Genomic DNA, 22,854 nt, shown 5'->3' on the forward strand with positions numbered 1-22,854 from the left:
AATTTAAAAAGGAATAATAATGAGCATGGATTGCACCCCAACGATTAATAAGTTGGCAGATTTTTCTGCTGAGCGTGACGATGACAATATCGTAACAGTCACTATCAACCAAACCGAGCGTCAGATGAATGTGATTGATGATACTTTTAATCAATCGTTTAAAGTATTGGTCGATGCTTTCACAAACGATGAGACGGTTAAAGGGCTTATCTTAACGTCAGGTAAAGACAGCTTTATCGTTGGCGCAGATATTGACCAGCTCGCGAGTATTCATACTCACGAGCAAGCGTTTGAATTGGCGGAGTCGCTCAAAGCAAGCCTACGTAAGCTTGAAAAATCTGGCAAACCGGTCGTTGCCGCGATGACAGGTTCGGCGCTTGGTGGCGGGCTAGAAGTTGCGTTGGGCTGTCATTACCGACTCGCTATTGATTCACCTAAAACCAAACTTGGTTTGCCCGAGGTGAAATTAGGCTTACTACCTGGCGGCGGTGGTACTCAGCGTCTCATGCGCCTACTTGGCATGCAAAAGTCGCTTGAGATGATGACTCAAGGTAAAATTGTCAATGCTACCGCTGCTAAAGATATTGGGTTTATTGATGCGATAGCTAGTGACAAAGACGACATGTTACACCAAGCTAAAGCGTGGATTAAAGCCAATCCTGACGCACAGCAACCGTGGGACAAAAAAGGCTTTAGCATTCCTGGTGGCAATGCGAATAACCCAAAGAACGCGCAAATGCTATCTGTTGCACCAGCTATGGCGTACCAAAAATCTCACGGCAATTATCCTGCCATTACCCATATTATGTCTTGCGTATTTGAAGGTAGCTTACTTGCTATCGATGCTGCCCTTGAGGTCGAATCGAGCTACTTTGCCGCTTGTGTGCTGTCGCCTGAATCTAACAATTTAATCACTTCTATGTGGACGCAATTAAACCAAATTAAAAAAGGACAATCGCGTCCTAACAGCTTTGATCGTCAAAAAGTAAATAAGGTTGCGGTACTTGGCGCAGGGATGATGGGTGCTGGGATTGCATATGTTGCCGCCAAAGCGGGCATCAATGTGGTGCTATTAGATACCAGTATTGAAAACGCAAATAAGGGTAAACAGTATTCAGAAAACCTACTTGATAAAGCCATTAATCGCGGACGCTCAAACGATACCAAAAAAGAAGCGTTATTAAGTAAAATTCAAACCACCATTTCCTATGATGATATTGCAAGTTGTGATTTGGTCATCGAAGCGGTATTTGAAAATCGCGATATCAAAGCCAAATGTACTGAGCAAGCAGAAGCCGTCATCGCTGAAACGGTCGTTTATGCTTCTAATACGTCGACCATTCCTATTACGAGCTTAGCCACTACAAGTAAACGTCCTTCTCAATTCATCGGGCTGCACTTTTTCTCACCAGTCGATAAGATGCCCTTAGTTGAGATTATCATGGGCGAGCAGACTGATGATGCAACCTTAGCAAAAGCTTTTGATTTTGTGCTACAAATTGGCAAAACGCCTATCGTCGTCAACGACAGTCGCGGCTTTTATACCTCGCGCGTATTTGGTACGTATGTGTCAGAAGGTATTGCGATGTTAGGTGAGGGCGTACATCCTCGACGAATTGAAGTGGCTGGTCTTAAAGCTGGTATGCCGATGCCGCCGCTTGCACTGCAAGATGAGGTGTCGCTTGATTTATCATTGCGTATTAAAGAACAGACCAAAAAAGATACAATCAGCGAGGGTAAAGAGTGGGTCAGTCATCCGGCAGAAGCGGTACTTAAAGTGATTGCAAAAGATCATGAGCGCTTAGGTAAAAAGGTCGGCAAAGGCTTTTATGATTATTCGCAAAATACAGAGGGCAAGGGTGATAAGCAGTTATGGCCAAAATTGACTGAGCTATTTCCATCCGTTGATGAGCAGCCAAACATGGCAGAGCTGATAGATCGCCTCCTCTATATTCAAGCCAACGAGTCAGCGCGCTGTTACGAAGAAAACGTCTTACGCTCTGTCGCTGAAGGTAATGTAGGCTCTATCTTTGGTTGGGGTTTCGCCCCGCCTCAAGGGGGGACGCTACAGTTTATCAATGCGGTAGGAATAGAAAATTTCGTTAAGCGTAGTCATGAGCTGGCCGCTAAGTTTGGTACGCGTTTTGAGCCTGCACAAATTTTGATAGAAATGGCAAAAAAAGGCGAGGTGTTTTCAGATGACTAATAGAGAGTTAATACCGGACAGTTCGATATCAGGTATCTCAAAAAGCATGATGGCTGACTGTCTAAACGGGCTCAAAGTTGTCGATCTCACACGTAATCTTCCCGGTCCGTTCGCGACGCGCTTACTCGCCGATCTTGGTGCAGAAATCATTAAAATTGAACCAGAAAATGGCGATCCAGGACGGGCATTTGGTGAACTATTCAAAGCTTTAAACCATGGCAAACACTGCGAAAAAGTGGATTTTCGTAGCGAAGCAGGCATTGAAGCAATAAAAGCGCACATCAAAGATGCAGACGTTATGCTTGATAGTTTTCGCCCTGAGGTCCTTGTTGGAATGGGTTTAGATGCCGCTACTTTACATGCTATTAATCCAAAACTGGTGATGGTTTCTATCACAGGCTATGGTATTCCAGAGGCGCTTGATGCTACAGGTAAGTCTTGGGCAGCGAAGGCGGGGCATGATATCAACTTTATGGCAATGAGCGGCACCCTCGATCAACTCAAAACAGCCTCAGGCGATCAAGCTATGCCCAATATGCAATTTGCAGATTTGGCTGGTGGTAGCGATACCGCAGTGATTACCTTATTAGCAGCGGTACTTGCCGCTAAAAATACTGGTCGCGGTCGACACATAGCCGTGAGTATGACGCATAGCTTGTATCAGCATCTGGTCATGCCAAAAGCGACAGCTGATATGATGAAAAATATAAATGGACAACGCCCAGAGCCTCAGAATGACTTCTTGGGTGGATGGCTGCCGTGCTATCGGTTGTACAAAACACAAGATGGTCGCCATATGGCAGTCGGCTCGTTGGAGTTTAAGTTCTGGCGATTATTATGCGAGACCTTAGACTTATCTGAATACGTTGATGCTCATTGGCAGCGTGGATCAATGCCAAATACAGCTGAGAGTAAACAAGCTGAGCAAGCAATGATAGAGAAGTTTGCTAGTCAAACGATGACGTATTGGGAAGAATTGTTCGCAGAGGTTGATGCTTGCGTAACCCCAGTACTTAATTTGGCAGAAGCTCAAAGCCATCCTTTGTTTGCGCATCAAGACAAGTATCAAGCGACTGCCAGCTGGCAGGTTATTGCTAGTGTATAAACTCAGTTAAACGTCATTGATATTTCATTTTAAGCAAACGGTTTTAATTATTGGTGTAAAAAATCCAGATGAATTAGGTGATATTTCTCCATGCTAACGATATTCCAGCGTATTCTCAGTGAGACTTGCTTTTCAAGTCAGGATGATATTATGAAAGATTTTCATTACCAAGCGTTACCGCTCGACGTTCATTTTGGGAACGGTAAGTCAGCTGAAGCCAAAGATATTCTAATACAGCATGGTTATCGTAAAGTTATAGTAATTACGACACCGGGTCAAAAAGAAGCAGGTCAGAAGTTATCGCAGCAACTACAAGAGATTTCAGCAGGCGTGTATCCGCACGCTGTCATGCATGTTCTGGTAGAAGTCGCGGACAAGGCGGTAGAGTTTGTCCAATCAAACGACATTGATTGTTGCCTGGCTTTGGGCGGCGGCTCTACGATTGGACTTGCCAAAGCCATTGCATTAAAGACGCATTTACCGATAGTCGCTATACCAACTACCTATTCAGGTAGCGAGATGACAACTATTTATGGCATGACTAAAAACAATCTAAAAACCACAGGTAAGGATATTCACATCCTACCCAAAGTAGTGATTTATGATCCAGAGCTAAACTTAACCTTGCCTGCGCAAATCTCGGCTTGTTCAGGTATGAATGCCATGGCACATGCGATAGAAGCGCTATATGCTGAGGATAAAAACCCAATTGTCAGTCTCATGGCGGTTGACTCTATCAAAGCATTAAAGTCTGCTTCGCCTGTGATTGTAGATGACTTGAGCGATATTTCAGCACGCCAGAAAGCAACCTATGGTGCTTGGCTTGCTGGAGTTTGTCTAGGATCAGTTGGTATGGCCATTCATCATAAGATTTGCCATACTTTGGACGGCACATACAGTCTGCCACATGCTCAAGCACACGCTATTACGCTTGCGTATTCAGTGCATTACAACCGTAACGCTGATATTGAAGCCATGGATCGATTGGCAGAGGCTTTAGGTGTTAGTAGCCGTGAAGAGGTCGGTTTAGAAATTTATCGTTTAAATCAATCCTTAAAGATTCCGTTGGCACTAAAAGACATTGGTCTACCCAAAGAGGGTCCAGCTAACGTGGCACAAATCGTCTGTGATAGTCCTTATTATAATCCTCGTGATTATGACTATGAGGAATTAAAAGATTTATTAAATAAAGCGTATCAAGGACTACCTCCTGCTTAAGAGTGACATGAGAGTTGTCGTTCGGCGCAAACGATTTATTATGGTCATCTAGTGAAGTGCGTACACGTACACCTTTGGTTTATGACGAGATAAATAATGGTCTCCATTATTTTAACGCCGTTTTATTTCATGCCATTCCTAAAGTCTATCGTAATATTAAAAAAGCCATTATTGATATCTATCTTATGAAACTACAGGTTCAATATTGTCTTTGAGAAGGGAGTGATCAGATTTAAGCGTAGTACTTTTAGACTAAGCGATAAGGGCGCTTCATGTTTTATTTTTGAAAGTGGTCTGCTGATGTGCTATCTAGTCATGGTGGTGTATCTTCATATTAGCCTATAACAAGCCTTGATTATGGAGGCGTCATTGGTTGTACTTTATCTGACTTATACTTTCTCTTATGACTGGACTTATGACAAAATTTTCCCAATACCGTATTTTAATTATGAAAAAATAAAGCGGTATCTGTGTAAACCAAAGCTATTCATCGAGTGATTTGTGATGTTGATGGATGCTAGAATAGACTAGAAATTTAAAGTTATCACCTAGATAAAATCCGTGATTGATTGAGCTTTTTAGGCTATAAAGTATATAGTTTAAAAGGCTTTACTGTATTTTAAGGTGGATAAAATACTTCTAAATTTAGAATTGATTTTCAGATTTTTAAGAACTCATTAAGGATAGATTATGTATATCACTGCAAATTTCGATGCAGGTAATATTGATGTTATCAATGTAGAGAATAAAAAAGATATTCAATTGGCGATTCGCCCAGATGTTGGTGGCGAATTTTTTCAGTGGTTTAATTTTCGTCTGTCAGGTGAGATTGGCGAGCGATATACTCTTAATATCCTAAATGCAGGGGAGGCGTCATACGTTGAAGGGTGGGAAAATTACCAAGCGGTGGCTTCCTACGATCGGGAGTATTGGTTCCGTCTGCCTACCACTTATAAAGACGGCAAATTAACCATCGTGGCAGAATTGGAATGTGACACCATTCAAATTGCGTATTTTGCCCCTTATAGCTATGAGCGCCATCAAGATTTATTAGCAGCTGTACAAACGCATCCGTTGGTGACATTGGAGCATTTGGGTGACACCCTTGATAAGCGTGACTTAACCTTAATAAAAATCGCTAATAAAGATAGCAATAGTGATGTGAATAAACGCAACATTTGGATTACGGCCCGTCAGCACCCCGGCGAGACCATGGCCGAATGGCTGATTGAAGGTTTGCTGGATAGTTTGTTAGATGATGACAATGCTACTGGTAAATTGTTATTAGAAAAAGCGAACTTCTACATTGTGCCGAATATGAACCCAGATGGGAGTGTACGCGGACATCTGCGTACTAATGCAGTTGGCACCAATTTAAACCGTGAATGGTCAAATCCAAGCTTGGAGAAAAGTCCTGAAGTATTTCATGTCATCAATAAAATGGAAGCGACTGGCGTGGATCTATTTTATGACGTGCACGGCGATGAAGCATTGCCTTATGTGTTTCTTGCCGGCTCTCAAGGGACGCCAAGTTATAACGAGCGCCTCGCACATTTGCGTGATAGATTTTCAGAGGTATTAAAGTTAGCCAGTGCCGATTTTCAGTCTGAAGTGGGCTATGATATTGATGCGCCAGGTAAAGCGAACATGACGGTTGCAACTAATTGGGTGGCGGAACGCTTTGATTGCCTTGCCAATACTTTAGAGATGCCTTTTAAAGATAACGATAATCTACCGGACGCAGACACAGGTTGGTCACCAGAGCGTTCTAACAAATTAGGGGAAGCCTCATTAGTTGCCATGTTGGCAGTGGTGGATGATTTACGTTAGTTAATGATTTAGATCAGTTACTTAGGGTAGATGCCTAATATAGTAGATGCCTAAGCTCAATTGTAAATATCCTCCAGGTCAAACACCCCATTTGATTAAGCCTTTCAAGCTATAAAACATATGGCTTGGAAGGCTTTTTTGCACTTAATCAACAAAGGAGTTTAGATATGTTATATCCCGTTGCTATTACTAAGGGCAACAGCTCTACAGCGCCCGCTATATTTATATCCTGATATAGAGAGATGTTTTTCAGCGGCAGACGATTATCAAGATGCTTTTGCTAATGCGATAGAAGCTATTGAATTGACCTTGAAGGCTTGTAGCTTATTCCGTTGCCGAGGTATTATGAACTGCGTGTTGTATTGTCCAAAAGGCTTGAATCCAACCAAAGCCATTGGCAATTTGCGTAACATGCTAATTAATCAAGCGGGTTGAGGAGCGAAGCTATGACTCAAGGGGATAATAACTATCATCAAGACATTTCTCAGCCTGATATTTTCAATAAAACGTTAGATACTGATGACAGTTGGATTAAGAAAATATGGGCGAGGGCAGATGAGTTTGGGCTCAAGGAGTTCGAAGTCCCTCGTGATAAAGAGTCATTGCTAGCCATAACAAAGCTAGATATTTTAGAGCCTGAACGTGATGAACAGCGCTCAAGAGACCTTTATAGAATAGGCTATATGCCCGATGAGCTCGCTAATCTTACCAGTCTAGTAGAAATAAATATCAGTGGTATCTCTTCAAGTCATTTACCGCAGAATATAGGTCAGCTTAGCAATCTAACCAAACTGTCTATTAGTCATTCTAAGCTTATAGTATTGGGCAGCTTATTAACCCAACTAAGCTCAATTTTAATCATTCCAAGTTTGAAGTCCTACCTACCAGCATCGGGCAACTCAAGAATCTAGCTGAGATTTTTATGAGTTATTGCAAATTTGATGAGCTGCCTAATAGTATTGGACAGCTGACCAGCCTGACTAAGCTTGAGCTTATTCATTGTAATCTTAGAGATCTGCCGGACAGTCTTTTGCAGCTAACCCATTTAAAATGTATCAATCTTACTGGAAACCCACTTGATAGACTTTCTTTGTAGATAATAGATCATTTACGTTCTATAGATAGAGTATACGGTTGGGATAAACAGTCACACTATTAACGTCTGTTGTGGCAAACTTAATTGGTGAATTCGACTAGGAATCAGGTAGCGTATTTTTTATATCAATGAAATGGTCATACCGTTAATACTAAATAAGTTGATTGTCAAAAATCGTTTAAAACGATGTTGTCGATAATTTTCGGGCTTCAGCTCTAATAGGTCACTTACCTAGAAATTTATTATTCTATTCTTTTTTCAAGCGATGAAGCGCCTTTAAAACGCAGTAAACGCAAAGCATTGAGCGTGACCAGAACCGTCGCGCCAGCATCGGCCAGTACCGCAATCCAAAGTCCTGTAATACCAAACACAGTAGTAATCAAAAATATGCCCTTTAGTCCGAGCGCAAACGTCACATTTTGATGAATATTGGTCATCGTGGCACGCGATAGTGCAATAAGATTGGCAACGTCCATCACGCGGCTTTTCAACAGCGCAATATCAGCCGTTTCGATAGCCACATCGGTACCACTACCCATAGCAATACCGACATCTGCTGTTGCTAGTGCTGGTGCATCATTAATGCCGTCACCAATCATCGCTATTTGGTTGTTATTTTTCATCTCGCTTAGCAGACGTAGCTTGTCTTCAGGTAACAGCTCAGCCTTCCATTCTATATCTAACTGACTGGCAAGCGCTTTTGCTGTACGGCTATTGTCACCTGTGAGCATGACAGAGCTCACGTTCATTGTGCTCAGCATTGATACAGCCTGCTTTGCATCTTCTCGCAGCTCATCACGCAGCGCGATCAATCCAAGCGCCTCACCTTTTTGCTCATCAAACAAGATCGAAACCGTTTTTCCTTCATTTTGCAGGGTCTCGATTTGCGTTTGCTGCGTCATCGGCAACGTAGTTTTCTCTGCTATGTAGACTGGTGAGCCAATGCTTAAAGAGCGCCCAGTGACCGTAGCATGTACGGCTTTACCCGCAGTAGCAGAAGCATCGGAGGCATCAAGGATAGTTACCTGAGCGTCTTTGGCATGATCTACAATAGCTTTAGCAAGTGGATGACTAGAAGCCGAATCTACGCTTGCAAACAGTGCCAATAACTTGTCTTGACCTTTAGCGTCCGTATGCGCTGAGGTAAAGCCGATAATATCGGTTACCCGTGGCTTACCTTCGGTTAGCGTACCTGTTTTATCAAAAGCGACGGTACTGACTTGACCAATCAATTCCATGACATTACCGCCTTTGATAAGCAGTCCGTGACGCGCACCGACCGCCAAACCTGAGGCGATAGCGGCTGGTGTTGAGAGTACCAACGCGCAAGGGCAGGCAATGAGTAATAGTGCTAGACCACGATATAGCCATGTCATCCATTCTACGCCCATAAATAGCGGTGGAATGACAATAACCAGCGCAGCAAGTGCCATTACGATAGGCGTATAGTAGCGGCTAAAGGTTTCAATAAAGCGCGCGGTCGGGGCTTTAGATGCTTGCGCCTGCTCTACAAGCTCGATGATACGTGCAATCGTATTATCAGCCGCTGTTTTCTCCACGCGTATGTGTAGTACGCCATCGACGTTAATTGAGCCAGCAAAGACCTCATCGTTTATAGTCTTAGCGACAGGAACGGACTCACCAGTCACAGGCGATTCATCAAGGCTGGACGTTCCTTGAATAATGACGCCATCAGCAGAGACTCTATCTCCAGGACGCACCAGCACTTTATCATTTACTTGTAGTGAAGCTGCTGGCACCTGACGCTGTTGACCTTGTGCGTCTAATAAAATGGCAGTCTTTGGTACAAGCGCCGATAACGCTCTAATACCAGCGCGGGCATGATCGGCCGCTACGCTCTCTAACAGCTCACCAACAGAGAACAAAAAGACCACTGCAGCCGCTTCTTCAGCTTCACCGATGATAAGGGCGCCAATGGCTGCGACGGACATGAGCATTTCAATTGAAAAAGGCGAGCCTGTCAGCGTCAATGCAAACGCTTTGCGGGCAAATGGTATGACGCCGATAACGACAGCAGCAATAAAAGCCCATGTGCCATAGGCAGGAAAAACCAATGATAAGACGTAGGCTGCGCTCATCAACAGACCAACACCAATGACCTGTTTGCCCTTTAACGTTTGCCACCAGCGCTGGTCGTTTACTGTTGTTTGAAGCTCATTGTTGCCTGCCTCATTTTGTTGGTCGGTTAACTCTGACACACCAAATCCAAGACGCTTGATGGTTTTTTCGATATCTGTGTTTTTAGTTGCCGCATTAGGCGCTAAGGTTAGCGCGAGCTTTTGGGTGGCAAAGTTTAGCTGAACATCAGAGACACCAGGCATACGTGTCAACGCTGTTTCAATCTTGCCCACGCAACTGGCACAGTCCATACCTTCAATATGATATTGCATAATATTTTATCCTCTTATTAAAGGTATTATGAACCCTATAGTGGCTTTAGGGTCAAGGCTTTGATTAACCAGTTTGTTTGATTTTTCACTTACTGAACCTTATAGTTACTTTATGGTCTAAATTTTAGAATCACTATTGATGACTATAGCTATTTAAGGAGAGAAAAATGCCTATCAAAATTGGCGAGCTTGCCAAACGTACAGGGGCGACGGTAGAAACCATTCGCTATTACGAAAAAGAAAAATTGTTACCGGAGCCTACGCGCAGTCAAGGGAATTATCGTTTGTATCGTGAGGATCATATTGAACGTCTGCAATTTATCCTACATTGCCGTACGCTCGATATGACTTTGGAGGAAGTGCGAGTTTTGCTGCAGTATTGGGATACGCCAGATAAAAACTGCGGAGAGGTAAATATACTATTAGACGAGCATATCGATGCGGTAGAAACACGTATGAAAGAGTTGGTGCAATTAAAGCAGCATCTATTAGATTTGCGCCAAAAATGCGCCAAAGAAGCACCAGCTGAATCATGCGGGATACTCCATGCGTTGGCTGATAATTCTTGTCATCTTTCCTATTAGCCATTTATTAAAATCGCTCTATGAAGGTGGAATTGTAAAACGTCTTATATTTTTCTAAATTAACGCTTTTCGTCTAAGTGCTTGATATTATCTGGGCTGGCTGCATAGATAGCGTCAAGCTCATGCTGCGTTAAATATTTTTCGGCAATAGGAAAGAGCTTACGTTCTTCAAAACGTATATGATCATATAATAAGTTACCAAGTTGTTTGACTTGTTTAACAGTGACTATAGTATTCTCACAAGCTTGAGCAGCTTGAATTTCCATCTTCGTATTGTTCAACAGTCTATGCTGTTCTCTCATTGTATCGAGTACGGATCCAACCTCAGGTTGGGTAGCTTGATAAGGTAGCAAGGCTTTTGTGATTAAATTGTCCTCGATACTAAAATGGTTTTGCATATCATCAATATAAGAGGACAGTGCTTGCCAATGTGTAGTAATCGCTTGCGGGTTATCGGTGCACTCTTTAGCGTGACGTCCTATATGTAAACCAAGATGATGCTGGCGTGATAATGGCTGTAATTGAGGGGCGCGTTTCATTCGTAATCTCCAGTTTATGAAGTCGATGTGTTTAGTTGACGACCTATTATAATATGAATGATAACCATTCTCATAATATAACAATTTATAGCCTGCTTGACTATTATCATATGACGTCTATTATTAACCAATACGCGGTTATCACTTAGATAAAATTGATGATTAAGATTGTTACTTTTATATTAAGAATCCCACCATGTCGACAGATAGCCTATCTCAAACATAGTATGTTTTCTCCTAAACATAATACGTCTGTATTTGTTCAACACAATCACGCAATGTAGGTAAAAACTCGTTTATCAAAACCTCATGAGAGACTCGTGAAGCATTGGTACTAACGTTAATAGCACCAATCAATTCGTTATTTGACTTATATACAGGCAGTGCGAGCGATCTTAAGCCAGTATCTAACTCTTGATCTACTATGACATATTGATCGTTTTTTGCTTGTTGTAAGGTTTTAAGCAGCTGTTTTGGGTCAGTAATGCTATAGGGTGTATGGGAGATAAGCTCAACACTATTAACATAGTCTTTGCGCTGCTCGTCAGGAAGATTGGCCAAAATAGCGCGTCCTATTGAGGTATAAGCAGCAGGCAAGCGCGTACCAACGGATATGCCAATAGATAATAAGCGATGTTTGGCAGCCGAGCGGGCAATATAAACCACTTCATCATTATCTAGTACCGCAAAGGAACAAGACTCTCCAGTTATTTCAGTGACGCGCTCTAGATAAAACTGAATAATATCGTGATGATGCATACCATCTAAGTAGCTTGCTCCAATACTCAACGTTTTGGGAGTCAAGCTAAATTGGCGCTTGTCTTTGTGCACATAACCAAGGGCATGTAAGGTTAATAGATAGCGCCTAGCTTTTGCTCTATCTATGTTGGCGCGTTCGGCCACTTCACTTAGAGTCATACTAGAATGACTTTCATCGAACGTTAGTAAGACGCTTAAACCTGCTGCAAGAGAGGCAACAAAATCTGGACTGTCAGAGGATATTTTATTTTCTTGTTCTTTATACATGATGTTTACTAATTACCAATTAATGATGACTAAAATCAGGAAGTTTAAACGCCCGTTACCAAATTAATCAATCAACCTTTTGTACATACTGACATCAAAAACGAACTTTTGAATCGTTAGTTTGTACAAGCGATGTTAGATGTTGAGCTGGCTATCATAGAAGTTAGAGAACATCATAGCCTTATTCTAAAAGGTATGCTACCGCAAACGAAGTAAGAGCGATCAATAGATTTATATGATAACGATACGATTGGAGCACAAACTTACTTTAGTAATAATTTTACTATCCGTTCTGTTTGTCATCTAAGCTGAGTCCTTCAATTCAATCATTAACACTATCTTGTCATTAAACAGTGACCCGTCAAGAGGTGATCGATACAGCAACGATAATGTTGCTTAACCCTGCATTAATACACGGTAATCATAACTAAGCGAGACAAGCTTACCTTATTAACTATTAAGAGGTTGGTTTTGTCATTGGCGCAGGATAAAGCGCATAACTAGATTGACAGTAGGCTAAAAACAGGTTAGCTTAATTCACTATACGAACAACTATTCTGATAGAGAACGAATAAAGCGTCGTTGCTATCAACGATGGTAAAGCTATGCCTCCATATGGCGAAGATACCTTATTTGCAAATTTAACGTTTGCAAATTCAGCGCTAACCTATAAAAGTTTGAGACCAGCTATGAAAGAGAGGATAGATTTACCCAAAGTCTGGATGAGTGCCAAACATGTTGTAGACTCAAGTGATATAACAATACAATGATTATGTGGGACAACAAAATCTGCTGACATCAGGCTTTTAATGATTATGATTGCTATAAAAGAGAGATGCATCGCGCAGCAGTAATGGATGAAAGTTTAGAATAAAAGGAAGTTATCATGAAAGATATTTTTGACACCATAACAACCCCTGCAGGCTATAGTGACGTTGAATGGCAAGCAAGAATAGAGCTGGCATTATGCTATAGGATGGTAGATTACTATGGGTGGACTACCCAAGTTTATAACCATATCTCCTACCGCATTCCTGGTACAGAGCATTTATTGATTAATGCCTTTGGACTGCTATATAGTGAAATTACCCCCTCAAATCTAGTGAAAATAGACTTTGAGGGCAATAAAATTGATGATTCACCGTACCCGATTAACAAAGCAGGTAACGTGATACATACTGCATTGCATAAAGGCCGACCTGATATCCATTGTGTGATGCATACGCACAGTACAGATGTGCAAGCAGTAAGTGCTTTAGAGTGTGGATTTATCCCTTTGTTTCAAGAAGCTTATATGTTCCACGATCGTATTGGTTATCATCCTTTTGAAGGAATTGTATTAGATGCTACGGAACAAGAAAGGCTGGTGCGCTCAATCGGAGCAAAAAATCACACGCTGATGCTGAATAACCACGGCGTTATTACCACAGGACCCGATGTAGCGTGGGCATTTATGCGCATGTACCAAATGATTCAAGGGTGCCAAGTTCAACTAAAAGCCATGGCGTCTGGTGGCAAGTTGCTACAAGCCAGTGATGAGGCGATGAGTAAGACAAGAGAGCAGTTTGAAGGCGGTGATGCACAAGCGGGTGCCCAAGTTAGACTGCCTGAATGGCCTGCTTATTATCGATTGATGAATCGCATTGATCCCAACTGGATTAGATAGTAAAGCTATGGTAGTAATCTCATAGCAAAAAACGATGAGTACATATGGATGATATAGTAATAGTCGATATATCGGCCCACTTATCTATATATATCCTATAAAATAAAAGACCTACGATAATTCGTAGGTCTTTTTACTATTAAAAAAGTAGTCAACTATATTGACAGAGTCCTAAAAAAAGTATAAGTTAATTCACAATACGAACAATAATTCTTATATAGAACAAAAGTTATTCGCAATTAAATGGTATTGATAATATCTCTAGGGAGAGAGGAAAATGACAGCAGTCTATATATGTCATCCAAAGCGTTCAGCGGTCGGTCGTTATGGTGGCTCTTTAGCGGATATTCGTCCTGATGACTTGCTAGCTCAAGTGATAAAGGCTGTATTGGCTGATGCCCCTGAGTTTGATCATAGTATGATTGACGATGTGTTCATGGGGTGTGCCAACCAAAGCGGTGAGGACAACCGCAACGTCGCTCGCATGAGCAGCTTACTATCAGGCTTAACAGAGCAGGTATCCGCTACCACTATCAACCGACTATGTGGTTCAGGCTTGGACGCTGTCGGTACAGCTTTTCGTGCGATTGTTAGTGGTGAGATGGAGTTGGCAATAGCTGGCGGCGTTGAATCGATGACGCGCGCTCCCTTCGTAATGGGCAAGCCAGAAAAAGCCTATGACCGTAGTCAAAAGCTGCAAGATACCACCATGGGCTGGCGCTTTATTAACAAAAAGCTTGATGCCTTATATGGTACAGAGGCCATGCCACGCACAGCTGAGAACCTGGCTGACAAATATCATATTTCGCGCGAAGATCAAGATGCTTTTGCAGTATGGTCACAGCAGAAAGCTGCACAAGCACAAAACGACGGTCGCTTGCCCGCTGAGATTACGCCAATCACCATCGAAAGACGCAAACAAGCCGCCCTTATTGTCGATACAGATGAGCACCCAAGACCCAATACTGATATAGCAGCATTAAGCAAATTACGTCCAATATATGAAAACGGCACGATTACCGCTGGTAATGCGTCCGGCATCAACGATGGTGCAGCCGCTATGCTAGTGGCTAGTGAAGCTGCCGTAAAAAAATATGGCTTAACCCCAGTCGCCAAAATCGAAGGTATGGCTACAGCAGGCGTGTTACCAACCATCATGGGTATTGGTCCTGTGCCTGCCACTCAGAAGTTGTTAAAACGTTTAAACCTCAGCTTGGATGACATCGACGTCATAGAGCTAAATGAAGCTTTCGCAGCGCAAGCCCTCGCTTGCTCTCGTGAGTTGGGATTAGGAGATCGTGATGAGCGTATTAATCCTAGAGGTGGCGCTATTGCTTTAGGTCATCCACTAGGCGCATCAGGCGCTCGTATTCTAATCTCAGCTATCCATGAATTACAACATACCAATAAAGATAAAGCGCTTTGCACGATGTGCATTGGCGTCGGGCAGGGTATTGCCCTAGTCATTTCACGAGTAGGAGCATAACGATGACCTTTTTAGCGACCGACGCTCACCTTATGGCTTATCAAGACAGTGGTGAGACCTATCTGCCTGCGTTATTTATGGCGCATCCTTTGGGAATGAGCCGTGATGTTTGGGATACAGTATGTGATCAATTGCATGGTCATTACCGGTGTATTCGTTGGGATTTACCAGGTCATGGCAGCAGTGGTGTCGCAGCAGAAACCTTATCGGCAGAGTTGCTTGCTTATGATGTGTTGGCTTTAGCGGATACCCTAGAGGTGGCCAGTTTTGATTTTATTGGGACTTCAATTGGCGGGGTCATTGGACAAAGCTTATGCCAGCTTGCACCGCAGCGATTAGAACAAGTGTGGCTTACCAATACGGGGGCTGTCATCGGCACTAAAGCGGGCTGGTCTGAGCGCGCTGAAAATGTGCGTCGTTTGGGTTTGACTGCCATGGCAGAGACGATTGTGCCGCGGTGGTTTTCACCCAGTTATACCCAGCAAAATCCGGCGGTGATACAAGGCTGGCAAGTGCAACTGTCACGTAGCGATGCTGAGAGCTACGTCAAGCTTTGCGAGGTTCTAGCAGAAGTTGATAATCGCGGTAAGTTGAGCGGCTATACAGATAGTGTGGCGTTGATAGCTGGCGGTGACGACGTCTCTACGCCTATCGAAGCGTTAGAAACACTGCAAACTGAATTTACTGCTGCAAGCTTAAGTGTATTTTCAGGGGTCGGTCATGTGCCATCTATTGAAGCATCCGATTTATTGGTTGAGCATATACAAGCTAAGGCTGGGCGAGAGAATGTCGGGCAGACTGGTGTCAGCTACGAGCAAGGACTGATGCAGCGTAAGCGCATTTTAGGAGAAGCTCATGTTGAGAGAGCCTCTAAAAACGCAACGACGTTAGACAGCCCGTTTCAGCAATTTATCACGCGTAACGCTTGGGGTGAGCTTTGGGGCGATCCATCTTTAACGATACAACAGCGCAGTATGATTACGACTGCAATATTAGCGGCGCTTGGCCGCGATGGAGAGCTGGGGTTGCATTTACGTACCGCTAAGCGTTTAGGTATCGATGAGGCTCAATTAAGGCAAGTATTGATGCATGTCTCAATTTATGCTGGCGTCCCTGCGGCCAACCATGCCTTTGCTTTGGCAAAAGACAATGGTTGGGGCACGACCATTTTGTAAAGTCATAGCCGTCAATACTATTGCTTATAAAATTTTATAGATAAGAGTGGAGAAAATCAAAATGAGTCAAAAGTATCCTTATTTTCTGGCGCGTGATCGAGCATGGCAACCGGCGCAATATACTCCAGGTTATAAAACTTCCATCACACGTTCGCCAAAACAAGCCTTGGTTAGCATTCAAAATGCCAGTCCATCTGAGCGCAGTGGGCCAGTATTTGACGGTTTAGAAATTGGTCAATACGACAATGATTTGCTCATGAATTTTCGTACAGAGGGGACACAAGCTGGCTTGCCCATCGGTGAGCGTATCATTATGCATGGCCGTGTTATCGATCAATTTGGTAAGCCAGTTGCCAATACACTAGTTGAGATGTGGCAAGCCAATTCTGGAGGTCGCTACCGCCATAAAAAAGATAACTACCTAGCACCGCTTGATCCAAACTTTGGCGGGGTAGGTCGTTGTATGACTGATGCTGATGGCCGCTACCGTTTTCGCACGGTACGTCCAGGGCCTTATCCATGGCCAAATGGCATCAATACTTGGCGCCCTGCCCATATTCACGTCTCAGTTATGGGGCCGTCGATCTCAACACGGTTGATCACACAAATGTATTTTGAAGGTGATCCATTAATCCCTTTGTGTCCTATTGTTCAAGTATTAAAAGACCCAGAAGCAGTGGAAACTATGATTGCGCGTTTAGATATGGCGATGAGTAAGCCTATGGATTGCTTGGCCTATCGTTTTGACGTTGTCGTTCGTGGTGCCTTGCAAACCTACTTTGAGGAGTAACAAATGTACAGTCAATATAAACTACAAGATGACACAGGTATATTGCGCGAAACCGCCTCACAAACATCGGGTCCTTTTGTGCATATCGGTTTGGCCTTAGAGATCGCCGGGTTTGCATCGCGAGAAGATGAAATCTGGGAAGACTTAGCCAAAGAAGGGGCTGAGGGTGAGCATATTGAATTGGTCGGCCGAGTCTATGATGGCAATGGTGAGCTGGTGCATGATGCTTTGATTGAGATGTGGCAAGCCGATAGCCATGGCAATTATATCGCTAGTTTTGACAATAAAAAACCCTTTAGTGGCTTTGGACGCAGCGCTTGCGCCATAGATGGAGACTTTCATTTCAATACTATCAAGCCTGGACCAGTAGACTTTAATGGTAAGCTGATGGCCCCGCATGTCAATATCGCCGTGTTTGCACGAGGTATCAATTTGCATCTACAAACCAGAGCTTATTTTGAAGATGAGCAGGCGCATAATGATAACTGTCCAATCTTAAACGCGGTACCTTCATTAGCGCGTCGCAATACACTAATAGCGGTAAAAGAAGCGGGTAATACTCAGCCGCGCTATCGTTTTGATATCTACTTGCAAGGTGACAACGAAACCGTGTTCTTTGATTTTTAAGTTGGGTATTTCAAAGAACCATATCTAATTAGACAATGAGAGGGATTTCATGACTAAAACAAAAGTAGCTATTATCGGAGCAGGTCCATCTGGGTTATTACTTGGTCAGTTATTGACGAAAGCTGGGATTGATAATGTTGTTTTAGAACGAAAGTCAGGAGAATACGTACTAAGTCGTATTCGTGCAGGCGTCTTAGAACAAGGTACTGTAGATTTGATCCGCGAATCTGGTGCTGGCGCTCGTATGGATGCAGATGGCTTAATTCATACTGGAACGGACTTTAGTTTCCAAGGAGAGCATTATCACCTAGACCTAGAAACATATAGCGGTGGTAAACAGGTCATCGTTTATGGTCAAACCGAAGTCACACGCGATTTGATGGCAGAGCGTAAAAAGGCTGGGGGCGTCACTATTTATGAAGCTGCTAACGTGCAGTTGCATGATATTGAATCAGACAATCCGTACGTAACTTATGAGCATAAGGGCGAAACCCTGCGTCTAGACTGTGATTATGTTGCTGGTTGTGACGGTTTTCATGGAGTGTCTAGAAAGTCTATCCCAAAAACTGAGCTAGAAGAGTATGAGAAAGTCTATCCCTTTGGGTGGTTGGGCTTAATGAGTGATACACCGCCTGTCAACGATGAGCTGGTTTACTGTGCTCATGAGCGCGGGTTTGCCTTATGCTCAATGCGCTCTGCCACCCGCAGTCGTTATTATCTTCAAGTTCCCAACACAGACACGATTGAGGACTGGAGTGAAGAGAAATTTTGGGAAGAGTTAAAGCGCCGTATTCCAAAAGAGATGGCCGAGCGTTTAGTGACAGGGCCAGCCTTGGAGATGAGTATTGCTCCGCTACGCTCTTATGTGTGTGAAACCATGCAATACGGCAAGTTGTTTTTATTGGGCGACTCAGCACATATCGTGCCGCCCACCGGCGCTAAAGGTCTTAACTTAGCGGCCAGCGATGTAGAAACGGCTTACCGCTTATTTGTCAAAATATACCAAGAAGGCCGTACAGATTTAATTCCACGTTACCAAGAGGTGTGTCTAGCCCGAGTATGGAAGTCAGTACGCTTTTCTTGGTGGATGACCATGCTATTGCATCGTTTCCCAAGCTCTAGCCGCTTTGATTTTCGCGTACAGCAAGCTGAGTTTGACTATTTTATTAATTCAGAAGCGGGTAAGAGTAATATCGCTGAAAACTATGTTGGATTGCCCCTAGAGAAATTAGAGTAAGGGCTTAAGGGCTAAGGTTTAGCACCGACCTACCTTAAAAACAACAATGACAACCTGCTGATTTGTTTACCATATAACGGGCTGTACATTAAGACAGCTCATAACGTTAGACAGACATATTTGCAGGTATAAGCACTTTTTTATAGGATGACTCAATGTTAAATAAGGTGACAGAATCTGCGGCTCAAGCTATGAGCAATATAACGGATGGCGCCACTATCTTGATAGGTGGTTTTGGCTTGGCAGGACAACCGGCAGAATTAATCGATGCATTAATTGAGCGCAATGCTAAAGATCTCACGATCGTTAGTAATAATGCTGGCAATGGTGAAACAGGACTGGCTTTATTATTAAAATCAGGCTGTGTACGGAAGATTATTTGCTCATTTCCGCGCCAGCACGATTCTTATATTTTTGATGACTTATACCGTGCAGGCAAAATTAAGCTTGAGGTTGTGCCACAAGGGACACTAGCGGCTCGCATGCAAGCAGGAGGTAGTGGGCTTGGGGCTATTTATACGCCAACCGCCTATGGCACACTACTCGCTGAGGGTAAAGAGACTCGTACCATCGATGGCATCGACTATGTATTAGAGTATCCTATCAAAGCGGATTTCGCTCTGATTAAGGCCTTTCAAGGAGATCGTTGGGGCAACTTAACTTATCGCAAAGCGGCCCGCAACTTTGGCCCTATTATGGCTGCAGCCTCTAAGCATACGGTTGCCCAAGTCAGCGAAGTGGTAGATTTGGGGGTTTTAGATCCTGAACATATTGTTACCCCTGGTATTTTCGTCCATGAAGTCGTGCATGTGGGAGCATAAACATAATGAGTAATTATACACCATGGTCGGTCGATGAGATCGCAAGGTACGTCGCCCAAGATATTCAAGAAGGGATGTACGTCAATTTGGGTATTGGTCAACCCACCAAGGTTGCAGATTTTTTGCCGGACGATAAAGACATCTTTTTGCACAGTGAAAATGGGGTGTTGGGTATGGGTCCTGAGCCAACTGCAGGAGAGGAGGATGGTGACTTAATCAATGCTGGCAAGCAATATATTACTTTATTAAAAGGCGGCAGTTATTTTCATCATGGCGATTCTTTTACCATGATTCGAGGAGGGCACATCGATTTATGCGTCCTAGGGGCCTTTGAAGTGGCTGAAAATGGTGATATTGCTAACTGGTTTTTAGGTCGCCCTAAAGATATTCCTGCAGTTGGTGGGGCGATGGATTTAGCGGTAGGCGCTAAAAAAGTGTATGTGATGATGGATCATGTCAACAGAAATGGCGCGCCCAAAATTGTTGAAAAACTCAAACTGCCTATTACCGGTAAAAAGTGCGTTAATCGAATTTATACAGATTTAGCAGTAATTGATGTGACTGATCAAGGCTTGAAAGTCCGTAAAATGGTTGATGGCTTAACTTTTACTGAGCTGCAAGCCAAGACAGGTGCCAAGCTAATTGATAACACTCAATCAATCTAAATAACTACCTGTCAAGACAGGATTCTATGATACAAACAATTTAATAAGAAAGAAAATACTACAATAAGCTGAAGGCTCAAAGCGTAGTACGAGTAGGGACATCTTGAGATATAAATAGTTTTGCTGACGCAATAGCGTTTTTCATGTCTGTATCATGAAAAACGCTTGTTAGTGTGACTTGTCTCCCACGGTTTTATTTTGCGGCTTTGGTTAATCGGGCTTATCAAACAGCTTTTCAATTGGTTTGCTATGAATAGTGGAGCTGTTGAATAGAGATTTGCCCTTAGTGTCGCCCTCTGTCCAAAAGTTAATATTGAACTGCGCATCATCGCTTAGCTCAACCCGGTGCCAATACTGCGGCGGGCTAACGGCAAACTCTCCTGCGCGAATAATAATGGTCTGCTCGGGCTCAGTGGCGGTCTCGTTAGCGAAGCCATAAAAAGTTACCACACCTTGCATCACACAAATCTGACCATATACACCCTCAGCGGTATTGTGATGCGTGAGCAGTGCTTTAGGCACTTTATCTTTGGTAAAGAAATGCGTAGAGCGCTTTATTTTCCAGTGGCTTGGAATGACTTGCTGATTCATAGTGACTCCTTAATAAGTTATCAGTATTTTACATATTGAATAATTATCATTTACCTCATTATAGCTTAAAGATGAATTAATAAAGTCCTCCTTTAGTAGTACTAGTCGTAGTCTTAAACGCATAAAACATACTGCTTTTGCTCAATAGGTATGCTCGCTTTTTATTGCTAACTTATCTCCATCACAATTATTTAAAACTATCGAGTTTTATGGCGGAGGATATAAGTTATGCATGCAAAAGAGCTGCTTGAGATGGAACGCCGTGAAATAAGGGCGCTGCATTATACGTGGATTGCTTTTTTTCTAACCTTTTATGTTTGGTTTAATATGGCTCCGCTAGCCACTTCTATGCTAGCGACTGAGAGCTACTTGACCCCTGATCATATCAAGCTATTTTTAATTGCCAACGTGGCCTTGACTATTCCTGGTCGCGTCATTGTCGGTATGGCACTAGACCGTTTTGGTCCTCGGCGGGTATTTTCAATACTCATGGTCGTAATGGCGATACCGACTTGGTTCTTTGCCTTTGGTACCTCAGCCATGCAATTGTTTGTAGCGCGACTATTTATGTCGATCGTCGGTGCAGGTTTCGTCGTTGGTATTCATATGACTGCGCTTTGGTTTAAGCCCAAAGACATTGGTTTTGCCGAAGGGTTCTATGCCGGTTGGGGCAACTTTGGTTCAGCGGCGGCCGCGATTACTATTCCAACGGTGGCACTACAGTTTTTTGGCGGCGATGATGGATGGCGCTGGGCGATCGCTTTATCAGGCCTGCTGATGGCAATATACGGGGTAGCGTATTGGTTTTTGATTACTGATGGTCCAAGCGTTGATACCCATCAAAAATCACGTAAGGCGGGTGCATTAGAAGTCTCTACTTGGGCAGATTTGCTGCTTTATTGTTTGTTTATTATCCCTTTATATGGCGTGTTATCACTCCTGGTATATCGTACGCAAAATATGGGCTTTTTAAGTGATACAAATGCTTGGATACTCTACGGCGTTGTTGCGCTGATGGTGGTTTATCAGATATATAAAGCCATTAGCGTCAATGCGCCTATGATTAAAGCCGGTATTCCTGAAGACGACAAATACCCATTTACTTCTGTTGCGGCGCTTAACGTGACCTACTTTGCCAACTTTGGGGCTGAGCTTGCGGTAGTGTCTATGCTACCGATGTTCTTTGCGGCGACTTGGACACTTGATCCGACGGTTGCAGGTTTGGTTGCCTCAACCTTTGCTTTTGTGAACTTATGGGCGCGGCCGCTTGGCGGCTACATCTCTGATAAAGTCGGTAACCGCCGGCTAGTGATGCTGATTTATATGTTTGGAATAGGCATTGGCTTTGGGTTGATGGGACTACTCAATGCTCAGTGGCCGTTGTTTATTGCGGTAGTTTTTACTATTTTATGCTCCGTATTTGTACAAGGCGCAGAAGGGGCAACCTTTGGGGTGATTCCTTCTATCAAGCGCCGCCTGACCGGTCAGATATCAGGTTTGGCAGGTGCTTATGGTAATGTGGGCGCGGTATTTTATTTGTTTGTATTCACTCTAGTGGAACCTAGCCAGTTTTTCTTTATCATCGCAGTTGGCGCCTTTATTGCTTGGGTGCTCTGCTTCTTTTGGCTAAAAGAACCTAAAGACGCCTTTGGTGATGAGTATCAAATGTCATCGGTGGATCGTCAGATTGCAGCTGAAGCTAACGGCTAAAATCATCTTTTTATCAAAAAACCAGCTGATGTACCATCGGCTGGTTTTTGAGTTATCTGTTTGATTAAAAT

At 43.3% G+C, this 22,854-nt stretch carries 21 protein-coding genes and 2 pseudogenes; 19 read left to right on the top strand and 4 right to left on the bottom strand.

Translation table 11 applies throughout. From position 1 onward, the window contains the following. Positions 1–19 precede the first annotated feature (19 nt). The 9 genes and pseudogenes from ACTXGH_RS07220 to ACTXGH_RS07260 all read left to right on the top strand — a co-directional run bounded on the left by ACTXGH_RS07220 (position 20) and on the right by ACTXGH_RS07260 (position 7,455). Positions 20–2,206: a 3-hydroxyacyl-CoA dehydrogenase NAD-binding domain-containing protein gene (locus tag ACTXGH_RS07220; RefSeq protein ID WP_439296792.1), complete on the top strand. Its 2,187-nt coding sequence runs from the start codon at positions 20–22 to the stop codon at positions 2,204–2,206. Next, entirely contained in the window at positions 2,199–3,311 is a 1,113-nt protein-coding gene (locus ACTXGH_RS07225; protein WP_439296791.1) for a CaiB/BaiF CoA transferase family protein, read from the top strand. The genes ACTXGH_RS07220 and ACTXGH_RS07225 overlap by 8 nt, the downstream gene beginning before the upstream one ends. Before the next feature lie 150 nt (positions 3,312–3,461). Further along, positions 3,462–4,529, top strand: coding sequence for a maleylacetate reductase (locus ACTXGH_RS07230; protein ID WP_439296790.1), 1,068 nt, complete (start codon positions 3,462–3,464; stop codon positions 4,527–4,529). Positions 4,530–4,561: 32 nt separating this feature from the next. Beyond that, positions 4,562–4,711, top strand: a pseudogene (locus ACTXGH_RS07235) (phosphoenolpyruvate carboxylase); the annotation flags it as partial. 175 nt (positions 4,712–4,886) lie between these two features. Further along, entirely contained in the window at positions 4,887–5,027 is a 141-nt protein-coding gene (locus ACTXGH_RS07240) for a hypothetical protein (RefSeq protein ID WP_439296789.1), read from the top strand. A 192-nt stretch (positions 5,028–5,219) separates the two neighbouring features. Then, positions 5,220–6,359, top strand: a complete 1,140-nt coding sequence (locus ACTXGH_RS07245) for a M14 family metallopeptidase (protein WP_439296788.1) — start codon at positions 5,220–5,222, stop codon at positions 6,357–6,359. A 321-nt stretch (positions 6,360–6,680) separates the two neighbouring features. Beyond that, positions 6,681–6,794: pseudogene (gene sdhB / locus ACTXGH_RS07250) on the top strand (succinate dehydrogenase iron-sulfur subunit); the annotation flags it as partial. Between the two features lie 11 nt (positions 6,795–6,805). Further along, entirely contained in the window at positions 6,806–7,270 is a 465-nt protein-coding gene (locus tag ACTXGH_RS07255; protein ID WP_439296787.1) for a hypothetical protein, read from the top strand. A gap of 11 nt (positions 7,271–7,281) precedes the next feature. Beyond that, complete coding sequence (locus ACTXGH_RS07260; protein ID WP_439296786.1) at positions 7,282–7,455, top strand: hypothetical protein; 174 nt, start codon at positions 7,282–7,284, stop codon at positions 7,453–7,455. 242 nt (positions 7,456–7,697) lie between these two features. Here the strand turns inward: ACTXGH_RS07260 and ACTXGH_RS07265 are convergent, their stop codons facing one another. Continuing rightward, on the bottom strand, positions 7,698–9,866 hold the full coding sequence (locus ACTXGH_RS07265; RefSeq protein WP_439296785.1) for a heavy metal translocating P-type ATPase: 2,169 nt from the start codon (positions 9,864–9,866) through the stop codon (positions 7,698–7,700). A 167-nt stretch (positions 9,867–10,033) separates the two neighbouring features. On the opposite strand from ACTXGH_RS07265, the gene cadR reads away from it, so the two are divergent. After that, positions 10,034–10,450, top strand: a complete 417-nt coding sequence (gene cadR, locus ACTXGH_RS07270; RefSeq protein WP_299188752.1) for a Cd(II)/Pb(II)-responsive transcriptional regulator — start codon at positions 10,034–10,036, stop codon at positions 10,448–10,450. 59 nt (positions 10,451–10,509) lie between these two features. Here cadR and ACTXGH_RS07275 read toward each other — a convergent pair whose 3' ends face one another. Together ACTXGH_RS07275 and ACTXGH_RS07280 are read right to left on the bottom strand one after the other, a co-directional pair. Then, positions 10,510–10,989 carry a hemerythrin domain-containing protein gene (locus tag ACTXGH_RS07275; RefSeq protein ID WP_439296784.1) on the bottom strand — a complete coding sequence of 160 codons (480 nt, stop codon included), beginning with the start codon at positions 10,987–10,989 and terminating at the stop codon, positions 10,510–10,512. A 237-nt stretch (positions 10,990–11,226) separates the two neighbouring features. After that, entirely contained in the window at positions 11,227–12,015 is a 789-nt protein-coding gene (locus tag ACTXGH_RS07280; protein ID WP_439296783.1) for an IclR family transcriptional regulator domain-containing protein, read from the bottom strand. Positions 12,016–12,901: 886 nt separating this feature from the next. Here ACTXGH_RS07280 and ACTXGH_RS07285 point away from each other — a divergent pair. The 8 genes from ACTXGH_RS07285 (at position 12,902) to ACTXGH_RS07320 (ending at position 20,482) form a co-directional block, all read left to right on the top strand. Further along, positions 12,902–13,681 (top strand): class II aldolase/adducin family protein, encoded by a 780-nt coding sequence (locus ACTXGH_RS07285; RefSeq protein ID WP_299220587.1) that lies wholly within the window; start codon positions 12,902–12,904, stop codon positions 13,679–13,681. Positions 13,682–13,958: 277 nt separating this feature from the next. Continuing rightward, positions 13,959–15,167 (top strand): 3-oxoadipyl-CoA thiolase, encoded by a 1,209-nt coding sequence (pcaF, locus tag ACTXGH_RS07290; protein ID WP_439296782.1) that lies wholly within the window; start codon positions 13,959–13,961, stop codon positions 15,165–15,167. Between the two features lie 2 nt (positions 15,168–15,169). After that, on the top strand, positions 15,170–16,342 hold the full coding sequence (locus ACTXGH_RS07295; RefSeq protein ID WP_439296781.1) for an alpha/beta fold hydrolase: 1,173 nt from the start codon (positions 15,170–15,172) through the stop codon (positions 16,340–16,342). 61 nt (positions 16,343–16,403) lie between these two features. Beyond that, complete coding sequence (pcaH, locus tag ACTXGH_RS07300; protein ID WP_439296780.1) at positions 16,404–17,132, top strand: protocatechuate 3,4-dioxygenase subunit beta; 729 nt, start codon at positions 16,404–16,406, stop codon at positions 17,130–17,132. Between the two features lie 3 nt (positions 17,133–17,135). Further along, complete coding sequence (gene pcaG, locus ACTXGH_RS07305; RefSeq protein ID WP_439296779.1) at positions 17,136–17,759, top strand: protocatechuate 3,4-dioxygenase subunit alpha; 624 nt, start codon at positions 17,136–17,138, stop codon at positions 17,757–17,759. A gap of 49 nt (positions 17,760–17,808) precedes the next feature. After that, the gene (pobA, locus tag ACTXGH_RS07310; RefSeq protein WP_439296778.1) at positions 17,809–18,996 is read left to right on the top strand and encodes a 4-hydroxybenzoate 3-monooxygenase; all 1,188 of its coding nucleotides are present in this window, start codon (positions 17,809–17,811) and stop codon (positions 18,994–18,996) included. 155 nt (positions 18,997–19,151) lie between these two features. Beyond that, on the top strand, positions 19,152–19,817 hold the full coding sequence (locus ACTXGH_RS07315; protein ID WP_439296776.1) for a 3-oxoacid CoA-transferase subunit A: 666 nt from the start codon (positions 19,152–19,154) through the stop codon (positions 19,815–19,817). Between the two features lie 5 nt (positions 19,818–19,822). Beyond that, positions 19,823–20,482: a 3-oxoacid CoA-transferase subunit B gene (locus tag ACTXGH_RS07320; protein WP_439296775.1), complete on the top strand. Its 660-nt coding sequence runs from the start codon at positions 19,823–19,825 to the stop codon at positions 20,480–20,482. 210 nt (positions 20,483–20,692) lie between these two features. Here the strand turns inward: ACTXGH_RS07320 and ACTXGH_RS07325 are convergent, their stop codons facing one another. After that, positions 20,693–21,073: a DUF1971 domain-containing protein gene (locus tag ACTXGH_RS07325; RefSeq protein ID WP_439296774.1), complete on the bottom strand. Its 381-nt coding sequence runs from the start codon at positions 21,071–21,073 to the stop codon at positions 20,693–20,695. Between the two features lie 228 nt (positions 21,074–21,301). On the opposite strand from ACTXGH_RS07325, the gene ACTXGH_RS07330 reads away from it, so the two are divergent. Next, positions 21,302–22,783 (top strand): MFS transporter, encoded by a 1,482-nt coding sequence (locus ACTXGH_RS07330; protein ID WP_439296773.1) that lies wholly within the window; start codon positions 21,302–21,304, stop codon positions 22,781–22,783. The last annotated feature ends 71 nt before the right edge of the window (positions 22,784–22,854 follow it).

The organism is Psychrobacter sp. 1Y10, from assembly GCF_052259005.1.
Taxonomy (GTDB): domain Bacteria; phylum Pseudomonadota; class Gammaproteobacteria; order Pseudomonadales; family Moraxellaceae; genus Psychrobacter; species Psychrobacter saeujeotis.